15 protein-coding genes and 2 pseudogenes are annotated in these 22,399 nt (G+C 69.9%); 12 read left to right on the top strand and 5 right to left on the bottom strand.

What is annotated here, in order from left to right:
• Window positions 1–11 precede the first annotated feature (11 nt).
• The 10 genes and pseudogenes from ACIQRL_RS38705 to ACIQRL_RS38660 all read left to right on the top strand — a co-directional run.
• Window positions 12–1,100: a glycine betaine/L-proline ABC transporter ATP-binding protein gene (locus tag ACIQRL_RS38705; protein ID WP_401340610.1), complete on the top strand. Its 1,089-nt coding sequence runs from the start codon at window positions 12–14 to the stop codon at window positions 1,098–1,100.
• On the top strand, window positions 1,100–3,103 hold the full coding sequence (locus ACIQRL_RS38700; RefSeq protein WP_401340609.1) for an ABC transporter permease: 2,004 nt from the start codon (window positions 1,100–1,102) through the stop codon (window positions 3,101–3,103). The genes ACIQRL_RS38705 and ACIQRL_RS38700 overlap by 1 nt, the downstream gene beginning before the upstream one ends.
• Before the next feature lie 13 nt (window positions 3,104–3,116).
• Window positions 3,117–4,079, top strand: coding sequence for an ABC transporter substrate-binding protein (locus ACIQRL_RS38695; protein WP_401340607.1), 963 nt, complete (start codon window positions 3,117–3,119; stop codon window positions 4,077–4,079).
• Window positions 4,080–4,329: 250 nt separating this feature from the next.
• Window positions 4,330–6,768 carry an FAD-dependent oxidoreductase gene (locus ACIQRL_RS38690; RefSeq protein WP_401340606.1) on the top strand — a complete coding sequence of 813 codons (2,439 nt, stop codon included), beginning with the start codon at window positions 4,330–4,332 and terminating at the stop codon, window positions 6,766–6,768.
• Window positions 6,769–6,913: 145 nt separating this feature from the next.
• Window positions 6,914–7,096: pseudogene (locus tag ACIQRL_RS38685) on the top strand (bifunctional methylenetetrahydrofolate dehydrogenase/methenyltetrahydrofolate cyclohydrolase); the annotation flags it as partial.
• Window positions 7,093–8,403, top strand: coding sequence for a serine hydroxymethyltransferase (glyA, locus tag ACIQRL_RS38680; protein ID WP_401340604.1), 1,311 nt, complete (start codon window positions 7,093–7,095; stop codon window positions 8,401–8,403). The pseudogene ACIQRL_RS38685 and the gene glyA, both read left to right, overlap by 4 nt.
• The gene (locus ACIQRL_RS38675) at window positions 8,400–9,632 is read left to right on the top strand and encodes a sarcosine oxidase subunit beta family protein (protein ID WP_401340602.1); all 1,233 of its coding nucleotides are present in this window, start codon (window positions 8,400–8,402) and stop codon (window positions 9,630–9,632) included. The genes glyA and ACIQRL_RS38675 overlap by 4 nt, the downstream gene beginning before the upstream one ends.
• A gap of 12 nt (window positions 9,633–9,644) precedes the next feature.
• Entirely contained in the window at window positions 9,645–12,893 is a 3,249-nt protein-coding gene (locus ACIQRL_RS38670) for a sarcosine oxidase subunit delta family protein (RefSeq protein WP_401340599.1), read from the top strand.
• On the top strand, window positions 12,886–13,488 hold the full coding sequence (locus tag ACIQRL_RS38665) for a sarcosine oxidase subunit gamma (protein WP_401340597.1): 603 nt from the start codon (window positions 12,886–12,888) through the stop codon (window positions 13,486–13,488). Before ACIQRL_RS38670 ends, ACIQRL_RS38665 begins: the two co-directional genes overlap by 8 nt.
• A gap of 714 nt (window positions 13,489–14,202) precedes the next feature.
• A pseudogene (locus ACIQRL_RS38660) lies at window positions 14,203–14,355 on the top strand (pirin family protein); the annotation flags it as partial.
• Window positions 14,356–14,449: 94 nt separating this feature from the next.
• Here the strand turns inward: ACIQRL_RS38660 and ACIQRL_RS38655 are convergent.
• The 4 genes from ACIQRL_RS38655 to ACIQRL_RS38640 form a co-directional block, all read right to left on the bottom strand.
• Window positions 14,450–15,739, bottom strand: coding sequence for an MFS transporter (locus tag ACIQRL_RS38655; protein ID WP_401340595.1), 1,290 nt, complete (start codon window positions 15,737–15,739; stop codon window positions 14,450–14,452).
• Between the two features lie 255 nt (window positions 15,740–15,994).
• On the bottom strand, window positions 15,995–16,432 hold the full coding sequence (locus ACIQRL_RS38650; protein WP_401340593.1) for an acyl-CoA thioesterase: 438 nt from the start codon (window positions 16,430–16,432) through the stop codon (window positions 15,995–15,997).
• Window positions 16,433–16,518: 86 nt separating this feature from the next.
• Window positions 16,519–17,550 carry a methyltransferase gene (locus ACIQRL_RS38645; RefSeq protein ID WP_401340591.1) on the bottom strand — a complete coding sequence of 344 codons (1,032 nt, stop codon included), beginning with the start codon at window positions 17,548–17,550 and terminating at the stop codon, window positions 16,519–16,521.
• Window positions 17,551–17,597: 47 nt separating this feature from the next.
• Window positions 17,598–18,629, bottom strand: a complete 1,032-nt coding sequence (locus ACIQRL_RS38640) for a methyltransferase (protein ID WP_401340590.1) — start codon at window positions 18,627–18,629, stop codon at window positions 17,598–17,600.
• Between the two features lie 276 nt (window positions 18,630–18,905).
• Between ACIQRL_RS38640 and ACIQRL_RS38635 the strand changes: the two genes are divergently transcribed.
• Entirely contained in the window at window positions 18,906–19,859 is a 954-nt protein-coding gene (locus ACIQRL_RS38635; RefSeq protein ID WP_401340587.1) for a proline iminopeptidase-family hydrolase, read from the top strand.
• A gap of 10 nt (window positions 19,860–19,869) precedes the next feature.
• On the top strand, window positions 19,870–20,757 hold the full coding sequence (locus ACIQRL_RS38630) for a TIGR03619 family F420-dependent LLM class oxidoreductase (RefSeq protein ID WP_401340585.1): 888 nt from the start codon (window positions 19,870–19,872) through the stop codon (window positions 20,755–20,757).
• A 41-nt stretch (window positions 20,758–20,798) separates the two neighbouring features.
• Here ACIQRL_RS38630 and ACIQRL_RS38625 read toward each other — a convergent pair whose 3' ends face one another.
• Window positions 20,799–22,373 carry a GMC family oxidoreductase gene (locus ACIQRL_RS38625; RefSeq protein ID WP_401340582.1) on the bottom strand — a complete coding sequence of 525 codons (1,575 nt, stop codon included), beginning with the start codon at window positions 22,371–22,373 and terminating at the stop codon, window positions 20,799–20,801.
• Between the last annotated feature and the right edge of the window lie 26 nt (window positions 22,374–22,399).

Raw genomic sequence — 22,399 nt, 5'->3', positions numbered from 1 at the left:
AGAGGTCGATCGTGACCCCAGCACAGACCGAGGTGCCGCAGCGGCGCGGCACGCCACAGGACTCGGCCCCCACCCCGGTCATATCCGTGCGCAAGCTGTGGAAGGTGTTCGGGCCGAAGGCAGACCAGGTACCGGACTCCGAGGAGCTGTGCGGGCTCACCCGCCGCGAGCTGATGGACCGCACCGGATGCACCGCCGCCGTGCGCGACGTGAACTTCGAGGTCTCGCCCGGCGAGGTCTTCGTCGTCATGGGTCTGTCCGGCTCCGGCAAGTCCACCCTGGTGCGATGTCTGACCCGGCTGATCGAACCCACCGCCGGGGAGATCGTCTTCGAGGGCGAGGACATCCGCGACGCGGACGACAAGCGTCTGCGTGAACTGCGGCGCCGCAAGTTCTCCATGGTCTTCCAGCACTTCGGGCTGCTGCCCCACCGCCGGGTCGTCGACAACGTGTCCTTCGGTCTGGAGATCCGCGGCATGAGCAAGGCCGAGCGCACCAAGCGGGCGCTGGAGGTCGTCGAACTGGTCGGCCTCTCCGGCTACGAGAACTCCTACCCCGACCAGCTCTCCGGCGGTATGCAGCAGCGCGTGGGTCTCGCCCGGGCGCTGGCCGGTGATCCGGACGTGCTGCTCTTCGACGAACCGTTCTCGGCGCTCGACCCGCTGATCCGCCGTGACATGCAGAACGAGGTCATCCGTCTGCACCACGAGGTCGGCAAGACGATGGTGTTCATCACCCACGACCTCTCCGAGGCGCTCAAGCTGGGCGATCGCATCCTCATCATGCGTGACGGCAAGACGGTCCAGTGCGGTACCGGCGACGAGTTGGTGGGCGCCCCGGCCGACGACTACGTACGCGAGTTCGTCAAGGACGTGCCGCGCGGCGACGTACTGACTCTGCGGTGGATCATGCGTCCGGTGGTGGACGGCGACGCCCTGGACGGTCCCGAGCTGGGCCCGGACGTCGTGGTGCGGGAAGCCACCCGGGCCGTACTGGCGGCGGACAAGCCGGTCAAGGTCGTCGAGAACGGCAAGCTGCTCGGCATCGTCGGTGACGAGGAGATCCTCGCGGTGGTCGCCGGGCAGGAAGGCGACATGTGATGACCGTCGCCATGGAGAAACCGGAGAAGACCGAGCAGGTGGCGGAGGCCGCGCCGGCGGTCGCGGGCGTGCGCAAGGTCAGCCGCTCGATGATGGTGGCCGCGATCCTGGTCGTCTGGCTGGTGCTCTTCGCCGTGCTGCGCGGAAAGCAGACCCTGACGCTGGCGGCGGCAGATCTCACCGGTCTGCACCGCTGGTTCAACGACCTCAGCGACTCGGTCGGCGCCAACCGCAACTCCAACCCGCTCTTCCTCTACTTCTTCAACGAGATCCGCCTGGTCATCGACAACCTGGTGACCTTCGTCCAGGACCTGATCTCGCAGTCGAGCGGCGACCGCCCGGTTCCGCAGATCGGCTGGCTCGGTGTCGTGGGCATCACGGGCTTCGTCTCCTGGGCCGTGGGCAACTGGCGGGTCGCGCTCCTGGCCATGGCCGGCTTCACCTTCTTCGGGCTGCAGGGCCTGTGGCAGCAGAGCATGGACACCCTGGCGCTCACCCTCTCCGCGGTTCTCGTGGCGCTGGTGTTCGCGATTCCGCTGGGTGTGTGGGCGGGGCTGTCCGACCGGTTCAACCGGATCATCACACCCTTCCTGGACTTCATGCAGACGATGCCGACCTTCGTCTACCTGGCCCCGCTGACCCTGATCTTCCTCATCGGCCCGGCCTCCGCCGTGATCGCCACGGTGATCTACGCGGCCCCGCCGGCGATCCGTATCACCGCGCACGGTATCCGTTCCGTACCGGAGACCACCGTCGAGGCGGCCGACTCGCTGGGCTCGACCCGGTGGCAGTCGCTGCTGAAGGTGCTGCTGCCGATGTCCAAGCGGACCGTGGTGATGGGCGTGAACCAGACCATCATGGCCGCCCTGGCCATGGTGACCATCGCGGCCCTGATCGACGCACCCGGCCTCGGCAAGACCGTCGTCCAGGCCCTGCAGTCGCTCGACGTCGGTACGGCCTTCAACGCGGGCCTGGCCATCGTGATCATGGCCATCGTCCTCGACCGGGTCACGACCGCGTCGAGCACACGTGCGGAGCAGGCCCGGAACTCGGGCGGCCGCTTCCTCAAGTGGCGCCGGCCGCTGCTCGCGGCGGGCGGGGTGGTCGTGCTGGTGCTGGTGTACCTGTCGCACACGTACCTGTGGGCGGCGCAGTTCCCCGGCCAGGGCAGCACCGGCAGCCATATCGCGAGCGCGGCGGACGGCGTCACGACGTGGGCGCAGGACAACCTTTCGGGCATCACGAACGGATTCCGCGACGCCATCACCAACGGACTGCTGAACCCCTTCCAGTCGCTGCTCACCGACTCCCCGTGGTGGCTCGTGGGCGCGGCGCTGATCGGGATCGGCGTGGTGCTCGGCGGCTGGTGGGCCGGGGGCACGACCGCTGTGTGCGTGGGCCTCCTTGTCGGCACGGGCGTGTGGTCGGACAGCATGACGACGCTGGCGTCGACGCTCGTGGCGACCGTGCTGGTGATGGTGTTCGGCATCGCCTTCGGAGTGTGGATGGGGCGCAGCATGCTGGTGGACCGGCTGCTGCGGCCCACCCTGGACGCGGCGCAGGTCATGCCGCCGTTCGTCTATCTGGTGCCGTTCCTCGCGCTGTTCGGCGCGACGCGCTTCACCGCGATCGTCGCCGCCGTCGTCTATGCCGCGCCGGTCGCCATCAAGATCACCGCCGACGGAGTGCGGGCCGTGCCCGAGACCACCGTCGAGGCGGCCACCGCTGCCGGGTGCAACACCTGGCAGATCATCACCAAAGTTCAACTGCCGATGGCACGCAGCGCCCTGACTCTCGCGACCAACCAGGGCCTGATCTATGTGCTGTCGATGGTTGTTGTGGGCGGCCTGGTGGGAGCCGGCGCCCTCGGCTACGACGTCGTGGCCGGATTCTCGCAGGGAGAGCTGTACGGCAAGGGGCTGGCGGCGGGGCTCGCCATCGTACTGCTCGGAGTCATGTTCGACCGGATCACTCAGGCAGCGGCGCGCCGTACCAGCGCTTAAGGAGCACGACACCATGGCAAGACACTGGCGAACCGGCGCGGCCGGCCTGGCCGTCCTCGGTCTCACTCTCACCGCATGCGGCGGAGCGAAGGTCGGCGGCAACGCCCCCTCCGGCTCCAAGAGCTCGGGCAAGTGCGGCACCTTCAACCTCGCGGTCAACCCGTGGGTGGGCTACGAGGCGGACGCGGCGGTCGTCGCGTACGTCGCGCAGCACGACCTCGGCTGTACGGTCAACAAGAAGGACCTGAAGGAGCAGATCGCCTGGCAGGGCTTCGGCACGGGCGAGGTCGACGCGGTCCTGGAGAACTGGGGCCACGACGACCTGAAGAAGAAGTACATCTCCGGGCAGAAGACCGCCGTCGAGGCGGGCCAGACCGGCAACGAAGGCATCATCGGCTGGTACGTGCCGCCGTGGCTGGCCAAGGCGCACCCGGACATCACCGACTGGAAGAACCTCAACAAGTACGCGTCCAAGTTCAAGACCTCGGAGTCGGGCGGCAAGGGCCAGCTCCTGGACGGCGACCCGTCGTACGTCACCAACGACGCGGCGCTGGTGACGAACCTGAAGCTGGACTACAAGGTGGTGTACGCGGGCAGCGAGACCGCTCTCATCCAGGCCTTCCGGACCGCCGAGAAGAACAAGCAGTGGGTGATCGGCTACTTCTACGAGCCGCAGTGGTTCCTGTCCGAGGTGCCGTTGGTCAAGGTGAACCTGCCGAAGTACACGACGGGCTGCGACGCCGTCGCGGCCAAGGTCGCCTGTGACTATCCCGTGTACGACCTGGACAAGATCGTCAGCGCCAAGTTCTCCACGTCGGGCAGCCCCGCCTACAACCTGGTGAAGAACTTCAACTGGACGAACGACGACCAGAACACCGTGGCCAAGTACATAGCCCAGGACAAGATGTCCGACGACGCCGCGGCGAAGAAGTGGGTCGACGCCAACCGCGACAAGGTCGACGCCTGGATCAAGTAGGGCGCGACACGGCTCCGTCTCCGGCACCCCTCCGGAGCTGGACCGTCGACGCACGAGCGACCCGGAAACCCGCCGGACGGGGCCCGGCAGGCTGCGCTGGCAGCCTGCCGGGCCCCGTCGCGTTTCGGGCTGTTCTCCGACGTCACGGACCCCTTGACACCCACTCCTCGTGACAGGCACATTGAGTTGCGCAACCTGAAGCATGTTGCGCAGACAGCAACTTGATTGCTTTCAAGTCGGAGGTGCGGCGATGGCGGGACCCCGAGTGGTCATCATCGGAGCGGGCGTCGTGGGAGCGGCGCTCGCTGACGAGATTTCCGCGCGAGGCTGGACCGAAGTGACCGTGGTCGACCAGGGCCCGCTCCCTGCCACCGGGGGATCGTCGTCGCACGCCCCGGGCCTGGTCTTCCAGACGAACTCCTCCAAGACCATGACCGAGTTGGCCCGCTACACGGTCGAGAAGTTCTGTTCCCTCGACGTCGACGGCCGACCCTGCTTCCTGCAGGTCGGCGGCCTCGAAGTGGCGACCACCCCCGAGCGCGTCGCGGAGCTGCACCGCCGCCACGGCTGGATCACCGCCTGGGGCATCGAGGCCCGGCTGCTGAGCCCCGAAGAGTGCGTCGAGCAGCACCCGCTCGTGAACCCGGACAAGGTCCTCGGCGGCCTCCTGGTACCGACCGACGGCCTCGCGCAGGCCGTCCTCGCCGTCGAGGCGCAGATCCGCCGGGCCACCGAGCGCGGTGTGCGCTTCCTCGCCCGCCACGAAGTCCTCGACGTGCGGCAGAGCGAGGGCCGCGTCATCGGCGTCCTCACCGACCAGGGCGAGATCCCCGCCGACATCGTCGTGTGCTGCGCCGGCATCTGGGGCCCGAAGATCGCCCGCATGGTCGGCATGAACCTCCCGCTCACCCCCCTCGGCCACCAACTGGCCTGGACCGGGCCGGTACCGGCGCTGGCGGGCCAGACCGAGGAGGCGGTGCGCCCGATCCTGCGCCACCAGGACGCCGATCTCTACTACCGCGACCGCTTCGACACCCTGGGCATCGGCTACTACGGCCACCGTCCGATGCCGGTCTCCGTCGACGACATCCTGTCCGTGGACGAGGCCGACGTGATGCCGTCGGTCCTGAAGTTCACCGAGGACGACTTCGAGGACGCCTGGACCGAGACCCAGTCCCTGCTCCCCGCGACGCGGGAGGCCAAGGTCGAGGAGGGCATCAACGGCCTGTTCTCCTTCACCACCGACGGCCAGCCGCTCCTCGGTGAATCCCCGGACGTCAAGGGCTTCTGGGTCGCCGAGGCCGTCTGGGTCACCCACTCCGCCGGCGTCGGCCGGGCCATGGCCGAATGGCTGGTCGACGGCTACTGCTCGTCCTTCGACCTGCACGAGTGCGACGTCAACCGCTTCGAGCCGCACCAGCTCGCCCCGGAGTACGTCCTGGCCCGCGACTGCCAGAACTTCGTCGAGGTCTACGACATCCTGCACCCCCTCCAGCCGTCGGGGGACCCGCGCCCGATCCGCACGAGCCCCTTCTACGCCCGCCAGCAGGAACTGGGCGCCTTCTTCCTGGAGGCGAACGGCTGGGAGCGCCCCCAGTGGTACGAGGCCAACGCGGGCCTGGTCGAGGGCCGTTCCATCCCCACGCCCAACGACTGGGCCGCGCGCTACTGGTCGCCCATCGTCGGCGCCGAGGCACAGGCCACCCGTGAGACCGTCGCGATGTACGACATGACGGCCCTCAAGCGCCTGGAGGTCAGCGGCCCCGGTGCCGCCGACTTCCTGGAGCGCCTGTGCACCGGCAAGGTCGCCAAGTCGGTCGGCTCAGTGACGTACACCTTGCTCCTCGACCACGACGGCGGCATCCGCAGTGACATCACCGTCGCCCGCCTGGCCCGCGACCTCTTCCAGGTCGGCGCCAACGGCAACCTGGACCTCGACTGGTTCACCCGCCACCTCTCCGCCGACGGCACGGTCCAGGTCCGTGACATCACCCCGGGCACCTGCTGCATCGGCCTGTGGGGACCGCTCGCCCGCAAGGTCCTGGGGCCCCTCACCGACGCGGACTTCTCGAACGACGGCCTGAAGTACTTCCGCGCCAAGCGCGCCTACATCGGCTCGGTGCCCGTCACCGCCATGCGGTTGTCGTACGTCGGTGAGCTCGGCTGGGAGCTCTACACCACTGCCGACCAGGGCCAGAAACTCTGGGACACCCTGTGGCAGGCGGCCGAGCCGCTCGGCGGCGTCATCGCCGGCCGCGGCGCCTTCAACAGCCTGCGCCTGGAGAAGGGCTACCGCTCCTTCGGCACCGACATGACCTACGAACACGACCCCTACGAGGCCGGGGTCGGCTTCGCCGTCAAGCTCGACAAGGACGACTTCATCGGCAAGGCCGCGCTGGAGCGGCGCAAGGCCGACGTGCGGCGCAAACTCACCTGCCTCACCATCGACGACCCGGGGGCCGTCGTCCTGGGCAAGGAGCCGGTGTACGACGGCGAACGCCCCGTCGGCCATGTCACCAGCGCCACCTACGGCTACACGATCGGCAAGGGCATCGCCTACGCGTGGCTCCCGGCGGAACTCGCCACCCCCGGCACCACCGTGCACATCGGCTACTTCGACCAGCGCGTCGAGGCGGTCGTCGCCGAGGAACCCCTGTTCGACCCGACCATGTCCCGCCTCCGTGGCTAGCACGACATCGTCGGCTTCGAGGGAAGGAGTACCGCCAGTGACCGCACAGCTGCTCGACGGCAAGGCGACCGCCGCCGCGATCCGTCGCGAACTCGCCGAACGCGTGAACAAGTCGACGGCCACCGACGGTCACCCGCCCGGGCTCGGCACGGTCCTGGTCGTCGGCATCACCCGCACCGACCACGGGCTGGTCGGCGATGTGCACCCGGACGCCGCCCAGGTCGCCGGATGGCTCGCGCCGATGCCCGGGGGCGTAGGACCCATGACGCGGGCGATGCTGCTCGCCGATGTCGTCGAGGCCGCCGAGAGGAACGCGAACGCCGTATGAACGCGCTGAACACCCCCCTGGCGGAACTGGACCCCGAGGTCCACGCCGCACTCCGCGCCGAGCTGCACCGCCAGCAGTCGACCCTCGAAATGATCGCCTCCGAGAACTTCGCGCCCGTCGCCGTGCTGGAGGCCCAGGGCTCGGTCCTCACCAACAAGTACGCCGAGGGCTATCCCGGCCGCCGCTACTACGGCGGCTGCGAACACGTCGACGTCACCGAGCGCCTCGCCATCGAGCGGATCAAGTCCCTCTTCGGTGCCGGGTTCGCCAACGTCCAGCCGCACTCGGGCGCCCAGGCGAACACCGCGGTCTTCTTCGCCCTGCTGCAGCCCGGTGACACCATCCTCGGCCTCGATCTCGCGCACGGCGGGCACCTCACGCACGGCATGCGCATCAACTACAGCGGCAAGATGCTCAACGTCGTGCCGTACCACGTCGCCGAGGCGGACAACCTCGTCGACATGGACGAGGTGGAACGCCTCGCCAAGGAACACCGTCCCAAGATGATCATCGCGGGCTGGTCGGCGTACCCGCGGCAGCTGGACTTCGCGGCCTTCCGGCGGATCGCCGACGAGGTGGGCGCCCTCCTCATGGTCGACATGGCGCACTTCGCCGGCCTCGTCGCCGCCGGGCTGCACCCCAACCCCGTACCGCACGCCCACGTCACCACCACGACGACGCACAAGACGCTCGGCGGTCCCCGCGGCGGCGTCATCCTCACGAATGAGGCCGACCTCGCGAAGAAGATCAACTCGGCGGTGTTCCCCGGCATGCAGGGCGGCCCTCTGGAGCACGTCATCGCCGCCAAGGCGGTGTCGTTCAAGGTCGCCGCGTCACCCGAGTTCGCCGAGCGCCAGGCCCGTACGCTCGTCGGCTCCCGCATCCTCGCCGAACGCCTCACCCGGGCCGACGCGGCGGCCGCCGGGGTGAAGGTCCTCACCGGCGGCACGGACGTCCACCTCGTCCTGGTCGACCTGCGGGACTCCCAGCTCGACGGCAGGCAGGCCGAAGACCTGCTCCACGAGATCGGCATCACCGTCAACCGCAACGCCGTACCCTTCGACCCACGCCCGCCCATGGTCACCTCGGGACTGCGTATCGGCACCCCGGCGCTGGCCACCCGAGGCTTCACGGATGACGACTTCGAAGAGGTCTCCGATGTGATCGCCCTGGCCCTCCAGCCCGAGCGCGACATCGCCGCCCTGCGCGCCCGCAGCGAGGCGCTGGCCGCCAAGTACCCGCTCTACCCGCACCTTTCAGAAGCAGAAGCAGAAGCAGAAGCAGAAGAAGCCGGAGAAGTCCGATGAGCCCCCGCACCCCCGGCGCCGAGCTCCCCGAGCACCCCGACTGGCTGTGGCGCACGCCGGAGCCCAAGCGGTCGTACGACGTGGTGATCGTCGGCGGCGGCGGCCACGGCCTCGCCACCGCCCACTATCTGGCGAAGAACCATGGCATCACCAACGTCGCCGTGCTGGAGAAGGGCTGGCTGGCGGGCGGCAACATGGCCCGCAACACCACGATCATCCGTTCCAACTACCTGTGGGACGAGAGCGCCGGGATCTACGAGCACGCGCTCAAGCTGTGGGAGGGACTGGAGGAGGAACTCGACTACCCGATCCTCTTCTCCCAGCGCGGTGTGCTCAACCTCGCCCACAGCCTCCAGGACGTCCGCGACAGCGTGCGCCGCGTCGAGGCGAACCGGCTCAACGGCGTGGATGCCGAATGGCTCGACGAGCGGCAGGTCAAGGACGTCTGCCCGATCGTCAACATCTCGCCCGACGTGCGCTATCCGGTCATGGGCGGCACCTACCAGCCGCGCGCCGGCATCGCCAAACACGACCACGTCGCCTGGGGCCTGGCCCGCTCCGCCGACGCGGCCGGCATCGACATCATCCAGAACTGCGAGGTCACGGGCCTCGACATCGCCGGCGGCCGGGTCGTAGGAGTGCAGACGACGCTCGGCCCGATCGCGGCGGGGAAGGTGGCGCTCTGCTCGGCCGGCCACACCTCGGTGCTCGCCGCCATGGCCGGCATCGAACTGCCGCTGCAGAGCCACCCGTTGCAGGCGCTCGTCTCCGAGCTCCTCGAACCGGTGCACCCGACGGTCGTCATGTCCAACGCGGTCCATGTGTACGTCAGCCAGGCCCACAAGGGCGAGCTGGTGATGGGCGCGGGCATCGACTCGTACAACTCCTACACCCAGCGCGGCGCCTTCCACATCATCGAAGAGCAGATGTCCGCCGCCCTGGAACTCTTCCCGGTCTTCGCCCGCGCCCATGTGCTGCGCACCTGGGGCGGCATCGTCGACGTCAGCCCCGACGCCTCACCCATCGTCGGACTCACCCCGGTCGACAACCTCTACCTGAACTGCGGCTGGGGCACCGGCGGATTCAAGGCCACCCCGGGCGTCGGCTGGGTCTACGCCCACACCATCGCCCACGACACCCCTCACCACCTCAACGCCCCCTTCTCGCTCGACCGTTTCACCACCGGCGCGCTCGTCGACGAGCACGGCGCGGCCGCGGTGGCCCACTAGGGAGCCGAACCCATGCTGCTCATCCCATGCCCCTGGTGCGGGCCCCGTGACGAGGCCGAGTTCCACTACGGCGGCCAGGCGCACGTGCCCTGTCCCGAGGACTCCGCCGCCCTGACCGACGAGGAGTGGGCGCGCTACCTCTTCTTCCGCGACAACCCCAAGGGCCCGTTCGCCGAACGCTGGAGTCACGCGGCCGGATGCCGCCGCTGGTTCAACGCGGTGCGCGACACGGCGACGAACGAGATTCTCTCCGTGTACCGCTCGGGCGAGCCGAGGCCGGACGATTCCACCCGGCCCGGGTTGTGGGCAGGCGTTCCGCAGGGCGGATCAGGTGGGCACAACCCGCCCACGGCCCCGCAGTCGTCGACGGACCCCGCGGGGTCCGGGACGGCAGCCCCGGTTTCGGGAAGGGGCGGGCCTGGGGAAGAGACCACTCCCGTCGCCACCCAACCGTTCCGGCTGCCCACCGGCGGCCGAGTCCACCGCGGTGAGCGCCTCCGCTTCACCTTCGACGGTACGGAGTACGAGGGCTTCCGCGGCGACACCCTCGCCTCCGCCCTCCTCGCCAACGGCGTCATCGAGGCCGGCACGAGCATCAAGCTCGGCCGCCCGCGCGGCATCTTCTCGGCCGGTGTCGAGGAGCCCAACGCCGTCATCCAGATCGAGGCACCCTTCCCCGAGCCGATGCTGCCCGCGACGACCGTCGAACTGTACGACGGTCTGGTGGCGAGCAGCCTGCCCGGTCAGGGACGCCTCGCCACCGAACCGGACCCCGCCCGCTACGACGCCGTCCACGCGCACTGCGACCTGCTCGTGGTCGGCGCCGGACCGGCCGGACTCGCCGCCGCGGCAGCCGCCGCGCGCAGCGGAGCGCGCGTCATCCTCGCCGACGACCGGCCGGAACTGGGCGGCAGTCTGCCGGGGTCGGGCGAACTCCTCGACTGGGCGGAAGAGATCGGCGCGCTCCTCGAAGCCGCGCCCGAGGTGAGCGTGCTGCGTCGCACCACGGTCTTCGGCCACTACGACGACAACCACCTCCTCGCCGTCGAGCGCCGCACCAGTCACCTCGGCGCCGAGGCCCCGGAACATGTCTCCCGCGAGCGTGTCTGGCGCATCCGCGCCCGTCGCGTCGTGCTCGCCACCGGCGCCCACGAGCGTTCGCTGGCCTTCGCGGACAACGACCGCCCCGGTGTGATGCTGGCCGCCTCGGCCCGCGCCTACGTCAACCGCCACGGCGTCCTTCCCGGCCGCCACGCCGTCGTCTTCACCACCAACGACAGCGCCTACGCCGCCGCGTTGGATCTCGCGGCGGCGGGCGTGGACGTCGCGGCGATCGTCGACACCCGGCCCGAGCCGGGGGAGTGGGCGCGCCGTGCCCGGGAGTCCGGGATCGAGGTGCTGAGCGGACACGCCGTGGTCGGCACCGAAGGCGACCCGCGGCTCACCGCCGTGACGGCCGCTCCGTACGGGGAGTCGGCAGGGACCCGGGAGTTCACCGCCGACCTGCTGCTGGTCTCCGGCGGCTGGAACCCCGTAGCGCACCTGTTCAGCCAGGCGGGCGGAAAGCTGCGCTACGACGACACACTCGGCTCCTTCGTCCCCGGCACCTGCCGCCAGGCCGTCGAGGTCGCGGGCAGCGCGAACGGCGTCCTCGACCTGGCCCGGGCCCTCGCTCAGGGCGCGGCCGCCGGTGCCCGCGCGATCGAGGCCGAGGGCTACGCCTCCGAGGCGCCCCGCCTCCCCGAGGTGGCCGCCGAACCGCACTCGCCCGCCATGCAGGTCTTCCTCGTCCCCGGCCCCGCCGGCGCACCCCGTTTCGTCGACCTCCAGCGCGATGTCACCGTCGACGACCTGACCCGCGCGACCGGCGCCGGCCTGCGCTCGGTCGAGCACACCAAGCGCTACACCACGGCCGGCACCGCCAACGACCAGGGCAAGACCTCCGGGGTCCTGGCCGGCGGCGTCGTCGCCGAACTGCTCGGCGTGGACGTCTCGGCCCTCGGTACGACGACGTTCCGCCCGCCCTACACGCCGGTCTCCTTCGCCACGCTCGCGGGCCGCGACCGCGGCGCACTGCACGACCCGATCCGTACGACCGCTCTGCATGACTGGCACGTCATGCACGGCGCCCTGTTCGAGAACGTCGGCCAGTGGAAGCGGCCCTGGTACTACCCGCAGGACGGCGAGGACATGGAGACCGCCGTGCTGCGCGAGTGCGCCGCCGCCCGCGACGCCGTCGCCTTCATGGACGCCTCCACCCTCGGCAAGATCGACGTACAGGGCCCGGACGCCGCCGTCTTCCTGGACCGCCTCTACACCAACATGATGAGCACCCTGAAGGTCGGCATGATCCGCTACGGCGTCATGTGCCACCTGGACGGCATGATCTTCGACGACGGCACCGTCATCCGCCTCGCCCAGGACCGCTTCCTGGTCACCACGACGACGGGCAACGCGGCCGCCGTACTGGACTGGATGGAGGAATGGCTGCAGACCGAATGGCCCGGGCTGCGCGTCCACTGCACCTCCGTCACGGAACAGTGGGCCACCGTCGCCCTGGTCGGCCCCCGTTCCCGCGAGGTGCTGGGGACGCTCGCGCCGGCGCTGGCGGTGGGCAACGACAGCTTCCCGTTCATGGCGTGGCGGGACACGACCGTCGCGGGCGTCGAGGCCCGGGTGTGCCGGATCAGCTTCTCCGGCGAACTGGCCTATGAGATCAATGTGTCACCGTGGGAGGCGCTCGCCCTGTGGGAGGCGCTGTACGAGGCCGGTGCCCCGTTCGGCATCACCCCGTACGGCACCGAGACCATGCACGTCCTGCGCGCGGAGAAGGGCTACCCGATCATCGGCCAGGACACCGACGGCACCGTCACTCCGCACGACCTCGGCATGAGCTGGGCGGTGTCGAAGAAGAAGCCCGACTTCATCGGCAAGCGCTCCTACGCCCGCGCCGACGCCGTCCGCCCCGACCGCAAGCACCTGGTCGGCCTGCTCCCGGAGGATCCGGGCGCCTTCCTCCCCGAAGGCACGCAGCTGGTTGCTGACAGCGTGCTGCCCGCCCCGCCCGTCCCGATGCTCGGCCACGTCACCTCCAGTTACCGCAGCGCGGCGCTCGGCCGGACCTTCGCCCTCGCCCTGGTCAAGGGCGGCCGGGACCGCATCGGCGAGCGGCTCTACGCCGTCGCGCGCGACCGGCTGGTTCCGGTGACCGTCGCAAGCCCCGTCCTCTACGACCCCGAGGGAGCCCGCCGCGATGGCTGACACCGCCCTTACCATCCCGCGCCGCAGTCCCCTGTCGCATGCCGCCGACCGCCTGGCCGCCGCGACGCGCACCTCCGGGGGCGCGGTCCGGCTGGCCGAACTCCCCTTCCTGGCCCAGGTCAACGTCCGGCTCGACGCCAAGGGAGCGGCAGCGGACGCCGTCGGACTCGCGCTGGGCCTCCAGCTGCCCCTCGAACCCAACACCGTCGTACGCGCCGGCGAGCTGACCGCTGTGTGGCTGGGCCCCGACGAATGGCTGGTGGTGGGTCCGACCGGCGGTCAGCGGGATTTGGAGAGCCGGATCAGGGCGGCGAGCCGCGACGAGCCCGTGGCTGTCACCGACGTCTCCGCCCAGCGCACCACCCTCCTCATCACGGGTCCACGTGCCCGTGACCTGCTGGCACATGGCTGCCCCCTGGATCTGCACCCGCGTATCTTCGAGGCCGGGTGCTGCGCCCAGACCACCCTGGCCCGCACACAGATCGTGCTGGTCGCCAGGGACGAACCCAAGGCCGGGTTCTGGGTACTGGTCCGTTCGTCCTTTGCCGACTACCTGACGCACTGGCTGCTGGACGCGGCGGCGGAATACGTCTGAACGAGCTCAACAGGGCTGATATCCACAGGAGGTGGGAGGCGTCCGCGACCGACAGGCCGATGTTGTCAGGATCCGTCGCTGTGCCCGCTGCGGCGCCCCTGCGCAGCGGGTGTCGGTACGGGCGATCATGTCTGCGTGTGTGCGTGTCTGCGTGTGTGCGTGTCTGCGTGTGTGCGCGGAACGCGGAGACAGACATGGCGCAGAACATTTGCGGGCGGCCTTCGACGCGGTTGGTCCGCTGTTGCTGATCGGCTGGGCCGTCCCCCGGCACACCGGCGGTGCCGGGGGACAGGCTTGGCCACACCGAGGGTGACTGCATAAAGTGCAATCAGCCGAACCCGGTACCTGGGCCGGCGACGATGAGTTCCTTGAGTGTGCGCGGGCGGAAGATGCCCGGGCACCGGCAGACCCATCGGGGGCCGACCTCTGCGGAGACGCTCCGCCCCCGCCCGCGCATCGGCGCCGCACGATCCCGCTCCCTGGTTCGCCCTCTTGCGTGCAGGAAGCGCGCCTGACACCGGCACGTGTCGGGTCGTACCGGGGAGGTTTGATATCCCCCGAGGGTTGCCGTCCACGACCTTGTGGTCGAACGTGTTCATCCAGCGGCGAACCCGGACTCCTCGGTCTGCTTCCCAGCCGCGCTCCGGTATCAAATCCTTTACTCGTGGGGGCACTTGGACCACCCGGACGGGGATGATCGCAGTCCTTGAAAATGTGTGGTGGAACTTCATCGGACGTACCCAGGAGGACATCGAACAAGCCCGTCAGGACTGGGCCAAGAGCACCCGCTTCGGTGAGGTGAAGGGGTACGACGGTGCTCCGCCGGCCGCGCCGGAGCTGCCCCCGCTGCCGCTGAAGCCGCGCGGAAGCCTCGGCGGTCATGGGCCGGCCTCGACCAGGAGAGGCCGAACGGCCGGACCGATCAAGGGAGTCGGCCTGACGGGGAGGGGCCTGTCGCCGGTCAGGGCACGCTGCGGATCCGTTGGACCAGCACGGCGCCGAGCAGGGTGAGGACCGAGGCGAACGCGAAGAGCGCCCGGTAGCCTCCGAGGTGGGTGACCAGTACGGCGGCGATGGCCGGTGCCAGCACGTGCGGAAGGGAGTTCGCGATGTTGATGACGCCGAGGTCCCGTCCGCGGTCGCCCTCCGTCGGCAGCACCTGGGTGATCAGCGCCTGGTCCACCGAGACGTAGACGCCGTAACCGAGGCCCATCAGGCTCGCGGCCACCAGCGCGGTCGGCCACGTCGGCCGGATCGCCAGCAGGGCCGAGCCGAGCGCGATCACCACACCGGACGCCGTGACCAGCGACTTGCGCCGACCGAGCCGGTCGGACACCACACCGCCGACGAACGCGGTGAGCACGATGCCGACGGTGTAGAGGGACACGAGAGTCAGCAGGCCCTGTTCGGCCTTGTGCCCGGGAAACCGTTGTTCGTAGCGCACCTCGTCGCGCAGGAAGTAGAGCAGGTACAGCGTTCCCGTGGCGTTGCCGAGCTGTACGAGCAGTCGCGTCAGCCACGCGAGGGCGAAGTCCCGGTGGAGACGAGGGCTGATCCAGAACCCGGCCAGGAACCGTGACCAGTTCACGGCGGGCACCGCGGAGCGCGGCAGCCGTGCGTCCCTGACCGAGGACACGAACGGCACGGCGAGCAGGACCACGGCGGCGGCGACCAAGGGATATCCGGCGTGCGGACCGCTCACGACGACGGTCGCCAGGACCGTACCGAGCACGACGGCCAGTGGCTGGGTGGCCCCCACCCACGCGCTCACGACGGCGCGCTGCGCGACGGGGACCTGGTCGGGCACCTCGGCGACCAGGCCGGCGAGCATCGCGCTGAGAGAGAGCTGTACCAGACACCAGCCGAGTGCGACGCCGGTGACCGTGGTCTGCGGGGCCAGGACCACCAGACCCAGCGCGGCGCCCAGCGCGCCGCCGGCCAGCCAGGGCCTGCGGCGACCGAAACGCGAGGTGGTGCGGTCCGAGAGGGCGCCCGCGAGCGGGGTGGCGACCAGGGCGGTCACCGCGCCGAGCCCGGTGACCAGACCGAGTGCCGAGGCCTTGTTGTGCGGGTCGATCGTCTCCAGTTGTTGGGCGAGCAATACCTGCACGGGCGTGTACAACGCGGTCCACATGCCCAGACTGACGAGCGCGATGCCGCCCACGAACCTTCGTCCGACCCGCGTGACCGGTTCGGCGGGCGTGTCCGGCACGGAGGCCGTGGCGGTGACGGACCGGGCTTCAGGGGTCATCGTGGCCCTTCGGTCTGGGGGGAGTGTGCCCGGTCCCGTGAGCCGGTACGGCCGATCTCCACCCGGCCGGGCATCTCGCGTCGGTGAACACGGCCAGTGTCGTCCGGACGGCTGACCGGACTCTGACCCGGCGTTGACACCGGCCCGCCGACGCGTCGGGACATCACCGCGGCCCCGGGCCGGCAAGCCCGGGGCCGCAAGGTGACCTCTCCGCCGCTGTTCAGCCCCTCACGCCGAGGCGCCAGGTGGCCGGGTTCAGAGCAGCGTCTTCGCGACGTCGTGGAACTCGGCGCTCCACGAGGTGGGGCGCAGCGTCTTGGGGTCGAGCCGGATGTGCACCCGCCGTCCCTCGGCATGCACCACGCCGCCGTCCGCGGACAGGACGCGGAATCCGTACACCGCGCTGGTGTCGGAGAGTTTGTCTATCCAGAGGTGGACGCCGATCTCGCCCGTACCGCGAATGGGCGCCCGGTAGCTGATCGAGAACTCCGCCACCGCCAGGAACACGTCGGGATGGGTGTACTTCCCGTCCGTGTACGCGAATCCCTTGCGTGCCCAGAACGTGGTCAGCGCGCGTTCCACCAGAACCATGTAGCGGGAGTTGTGCACGAAGCCCATCGAATCGAGTTCGTCGAAGTGCGTGTAGCCGGGTTCGACGATGCCGCGCTCCGCAGTTGTCTCACCTTGAGTCATGCCTGCCTCCGAGGGTGCTGGGACGAACCGGCTTCGGACGCTAACAGTGGAGATCGTCCCCGGCGGGAGAATCAGCCACGGCCAGGTCAGGCCGGAGCGACCTCCACGATGGACAGGGCCGTCGGCGTGGAGATGACCCTGAGCGACTTGAGTTCCGCGGCGGCGAGCAGTTCCTCGAGTTCCTGCTCGGTGCGTTCCAGACCTTCGAACACCGTCAGCATGACGATGTCGGAGAGCGTCACGGACGGCGGGATGTCCGTGTGCGGGCGCACCGGGTCGACGATCAGCAGGCGCGACCGCTCGGTCATGGCACCGCGTACGGTGCGCAGGATGCGCAGACTGTCGGCGTCGCTCTTGTCGTGGATGATGCGCTTGAGGACATAGAGGTCCGCGCCGGAGGGCACGCGCTCGTAGAAGTCCCCCGCGCTGGTCTCCCAACGCCCCTCGATCGCGGGCTCGTCCAACTTGTGCCGCTGGAGGACGGATTCACGTTCGAAGAGGACACCGTGCAGGCCGGGATTACTGACGAGCACGGTGCGCAGGAAGCCGCCCAGACCGCCGGCGAGATCGACGACCGTTCCCGTCCCAGGGAAGTCGTAACTGGCGACGACGCCGTTCTGCTCGGTCATGGACATGGTGTCCATGGCGTCGCTGAACAACTGCTCGCGCTCACCGTCGGCCTGGATGTAGTCGAAGAGGGGGGCGCCGAAGATGTCGTTGAAGGCGGTGCTGCCGTCGCGGACGGTGTCTTCGAGGCGTCCGGCCGACTGCCAGTACATCTCGTCCGTGAACAGCAGGGCTGTTGAGCGTACGGAGTAGGGGACGTCGGTGCGCAGGACGTGTGCGGCGGGGGTCATGCGGAAGGTGGCGTGCTGGTCCTCTTCGAAGATGCCGCGGGTGGCGAGGAAGCGCAGGATGCGGTGGAGGGAGGGGGCGTGTGTGCCGGTGAGTCGGGCGAGTTCTTGGCTGGTTTTGGGTCCGTCGGTGAGGAGGCCGGCGATGTCGTGGCGCAGGGCCACGCGCAGTGCTGCCGGGTAGAGGTAGCCGAGCGAGTCGCCGAGGACCTGCCTGACTGCCGCTGTGATCTCCGTGGCCTGGGTCGGTTGCGCGTCGCTCAAGGGTCGGCTCCCGGTGTCCTGTTGACGAGCAGGTGGCTTTCGGCCGCTCAGGCCGTCGTGGCTTCGATGATGGACACCGTGCCCGGCGTCGGTACGATCCGGACCAGTCGAAGGCCGGCGGCGCCGAGGAGTTCCCTGAACTCCGGCTCGGTGCGCTCCTTGCCGTCGAAGATGGTCATCATCGCCACGTCGTACAGCTTGGCCGCGTGCGGCTCGTTGCCGGGCGGCACCACCGCGTCGATGACCAGAAGGCGAGCCTGGTCGGACATGGCCTTGCGGACGGCCTGGAGGATCCGCAGGCTGTCGTCGTCGCTCCAGTCGTGCAGTACACGCTTGAGGACGTAGATGTCGCCGCCGGCGGGCGCGACGTCGAAGAAGTTCCCCTCGACGGTCTCCCAACGGCCCTCGATCGCCGCGTCGTCGAGCTGATGCTGCCGGAGCACCGCGTCCTGTTCGTACAACACACCCCGCAGTCCGGGGTTGTTGGCGAGCACCGTGCGGAGGAAGCCGCCGGGGCCGCCGCCGACGTCGATGATCTTCCCGGACTCGGGGAAGTCGTAGCTCTCCGCGATGCCGCCCTGCTCGATGGTCGACAGATCGGCGATGCCGGTGTGGAAGGTCCGGGCGCTCTCCTCGTTCTGGTCGAGATAGTCGAAGAGGGGGGCGCCGAAGATGTCGTTGAAGGCGGTGCTGCCGTCGCGGACGGTGTCTTCGAGGCGCCCGGTCGACTGCCAGTACATCTCGTCCGTCAGCAGCAGGGCTGTTGAGCGTACGGAGTAGGGGACGTCGGTGCGCAGGACGTGTGCGGCGGGGGTCATGCGGAAGGTGGCGTGCTGGTCCTCTTCGAAGATGCCGCGGGTGGCGAGGAAGCGCAGGATGCGGTGGAGGGAGGGGGCGTGTGTGCCGGTGAGTCGGGCGAGTTCTTGGCTGGTTTTGGGTCCGTCGGTGAGGAGGCCGGCGATGTCGTGGCGCAGGGCCACGCGCAGTGCTGCCGGGTAGAGGTAGCCGAGCGAGTCGCCGAGGACCTGCCTGACTGCCGCTGTGATCTCCGTGGCCTGGGTCGGTTGCGCATCGCTCAAGGGTCTGCCTCCTACGGCATCGAACTGTGGTCGCGTGGCCTGGCGTGCGAGGGCTGCCTGCCCATCAGTCACGGATCAGCCTGGCCTCACGCGCTGACCGGCGCCTGACGGGACGCTGACCCGGGCCGGGTCGGGGCGCGCGGTCAGGGAGGTGTCAGCGGGCGGTCAGCCGGCGCGGCGACGATGCGTCACGTGTGCCCACTCATCGATGGCGCGGGCCGCAGTGTCCGACCCCGACGGTGCGGGGCCGGAGTATCCGAGGACGTGGAGGCGGCTTTGACGGCACTGGACGGTGTGACCGCGACCGAGGGCGTGATGGAGTGGCGGGGGCACAGGACGTGGTATCGCGTGGTCGGCCCGCCCGGCCGCGGCTCCGGCCGGCCTCCGCTGGTGATCTGCCACGGCGGCCCGGGTCTCACCCACGACTACCTCACTTCGGTCACCGAGCTGGTGAGTACCGGGTGGACCTGCGTGCTGTACGACCAACTCGGCAGCGGGCGCTCGGAACACCATGGTGAAGTCACCGCCGGGTTCTGGACGCCCGAGCTGTTCCTGGACGAACTCCAGTTGCTCCTGGCTCACTTGGGGATCGCCGACGGCTACCACCTGCTGGGACACTCGTGGGGCGGGATGCTGGCGCTGGAGCTGGCCGTGCGGCGGCCGGCAGGGCTGAGGTCGGTCGTCGTCGCCGACGGATTCGCCTCCTCGCTGACCTACCGCGAGGAGGTCGCCCGGCTGCTGAGTGAACTGCCCCCGGACGTACGGGATCCGATCGAGCGCCACGAGGCGGCGGGAACCACCGGCTCACCGGAGTACCAGGCCGCGGTACGGGACTTCTACGGACGTCACGTGTGCCGCGCCCGCCCCGTGCCGGACGAACTCCGGCGCACCCTCGGGTATTTGGGAACCGACTCCACCGTGTACGAAGCCATGATGGGGCCCAGCGAGTTCACCATGACGGGGACACTGCGGAGCTGGGACATCCGCGACCGGCTCGACCGGGTGCGGGTTCCGGTGCTGCTCGTGTCCGGGCGCCACGACGAAGTGACGCCCCGCGCCGTCGAGGAGATCCAGCGCGGTGTGCCGCTGGCCGAGTGGGTCCTCTTCGAGGAGTCGAGCCACATGCCCCATCTCGAGGAACCCGCTCGTTTCCGCACGGTGGTCGAGACGTTCCTCGCGCGACACAGCGGCCCGACGGCCGAAACCGCGGAGATCGGCGGGCGTGGCTAGCATGACCGTCATGGCAACCATCACTCCGACCGTCGGCCTGTTCGGGATGAACATGAACGCCGCGGCGGATCCGGCGGTCTCGGCGCGCGTCGCCCGGCGGGCCGAACAACTCGGCTACGAATCGCTGTGGGTGGCCGACCACGTCGCCCTGCCCCGCCCCCGTACCGAGGAGTCCCCGCTGGAGCCGGACACCCCGCTGCTCGATCCCGTGGTGGCCCTGACGCACCTGGCGTCCCACACGGAGCGGATCCGGCTCGGCACCGGCTGCGTCATCCTTCCCCAGCGCAACCCGGTGGTGCTGGCCAAGCAACTGGCCAGCCTCGACGTGGTCAGCGGAGGCCGCCTGATTTTCGGGGCCGGGGTCGGCTATCTGGAGCCCGAGATGACCGCGGTGGGCGTCCCCATGGCCGGCCGGGGCGCACGGGCGGACGAATACCTCCAGGCCATCGGCGCGCTCTGGTACATGGACAAGCCCGCCTTCCACGGCTCGTACGCCGACTTCGAGGGCGTCGACGCCCGCCCACGGCCCCTGCAACGCCGAGTGCCGCTGGTGATCGGCGGACACAGTGCCGCCGCGCACCGGCGCGCGGTCGCCCATGGCGACGAATGGTTCGGCTATCTCGTCGGTCTGCGCTCCGCGGCGGAACAGGTGCGCGCCCTCAGGGAACTCTCCGACCGCGCCGAACGACAGGACAGGCCGCTCAAGATCTCCGTGGCCCCGTCCCGGCCCCTGGACGCCGGCGCCGTGAGCGCCTACGCGGAACTGGGGGTCGACCGGCTCGTCGTCGTACCGCCGATGGACCTGACGGTGCCGGAACTCGAGGAGTTCGTGGAGCGGAACGCGCCCCGTGAACTCGGAGCGACCCCGGCCCGGGAGACCTCCGGAAATCTCGTGTGAGGGCTGTCCCGGCTCCGGGGCCGGGACAGCCGAGAGGGCCCTCAGGCGGCCCGGCCGGCCCAGGCCGTGCCGTGGTCGGACGCGATGAAGCGGGAGACCTGCTCACCGACCAGCAGCGCCGGGGCGTGGGTGTTGCCCGTGGTGATCGCGGGGAAGACGGAGGCGTCGGCGACCCGCAGTCCGTCGACGCCGTACACCCGCAGCCGCGGATCGACGACCGCCTCGGCGTCCACGCCCATCTTGCAGGTGCCTGAAGGATGGTGATACGTCGTCACCGTACGCCGCAGATACGCGCGCAGTTCCGGGTCACCGGCCGCCTCGCCCACGGCGGGACCCGGGTACAGCTCGTGGGCCCCCCACTCCTCGCGCAGGACCGAGGAGCGTCCGATGTCCCTGCACAACACGGCGGCGGCCACCAGGCTGTCCAGGTCCGCTCCGGTACGCAGGGTGCCGGGGTCGATGAGCAGCTCGTCCTCCGGTCGTGCCCCGGTCAGCCGGATCGATCCCCGGGCCGAGGGCCGGACGATCCCGGCCTGCAGCGTGAAGCCACTGGGCGGCCCTGTCATCCCCGGCTGGTACAGCGGGACCGGGAAGTGCAGGGGCTGGAGGTCCGGCACCGGCAGTCCCGGCCGACTGCGCCAGAACAGATGCGTCTGCGCGGGGCCGAGGCCCGGCGAGGGACGGCCCACCGGGCGCTCCGTGCCGAAGATGACGGGCGCCAGGACGTGGTCGTGCAGGTTCCGGCCGACGCCCGGGAGATCGGCGACCGGGTCGATTCCCAGGGAACGCAGCTCGGAGGTGGGGCCGATGCCGGAAAGCATCAGGAGCCGGGGCGACTCGATCGCGCCCGCGCTGATCACCACCTCCGCACCGGCGGTGGCCTGTTCGACGACCCCCTCCCGCAGCCACTCCACGCCGGTGCACCGGCCGCCTTCGACGAGCACGCGGCGCACCCGGGCCCCGGTGACCACGGTGAGGCCGGGCAGGTGGGCCACCGGGTCGAGATAGGCCGCGGCCGCGCTGCACCGGCGGCCGTCGGCGATGGTGAAATGGATTCTGGAGATCCCCTCGGGGCTGCCCGAGTTGTAGTCCGGCTGATACGGGATGCCGGTCTCCCGCGCCGCCTGGATCAGCGCGTCGTGGATCGGGTCGGCCTCGTACTTGGTGAGCACGGGCAGGGGGCCGCCCGAGCCGTGCAGTTCGTCCGCCCCCGTGTCGTAGTCCTCGATGGCCCGGAAGACGGGCAACACGTCCCGCCAGGACCAGCCGTCGTTGCCGAGGTAGGCCCAGTGGTCGTAGTCCAGCGCCGCGCCCCGGGCGTAGATCATCGCGTTGAGCGCACTGGACCCGCCCAGCACCCGACCGCGTGGCCAGTGCAGCCTGCGGCCGGCCGCGTGCTCCTGCGCGGTGGTGAGGTACGCCCAGTCGTGCTCGCCGAACCACAGTTCACCGAAGCGCAGCGGGTCGTCGATGGCGGGGTCGGTGGCCGGGCCGCCGGCTTCCAGGAGCAGGACGTTCGCGCCCTGGTCCACCAGGCGGCGCGCCACCACACAACCGGCGGAGCCGGCGCCCACGACGATGATGTCGAAGGGACCGTTGCTGAGTGATTCGGCCACGGGCCGACCTCCGTTGACATGGCGTC

This window comes from Streptomyces sp. NPDC091209 (assembly GCF_044757755.1).
In the GTDB taxonomy this organism is placed as follows: domain Bacteria; phylum Actinomycetota; class Actinomycetes; order Streptomycetales; family Streptomycetaceae; genus Streptomyces.
The sequence above is the reverse complement of the archived record's forward strand: the minus strand, read 5'-3'. Positions and strand labels throughout refer to the sequence as shown.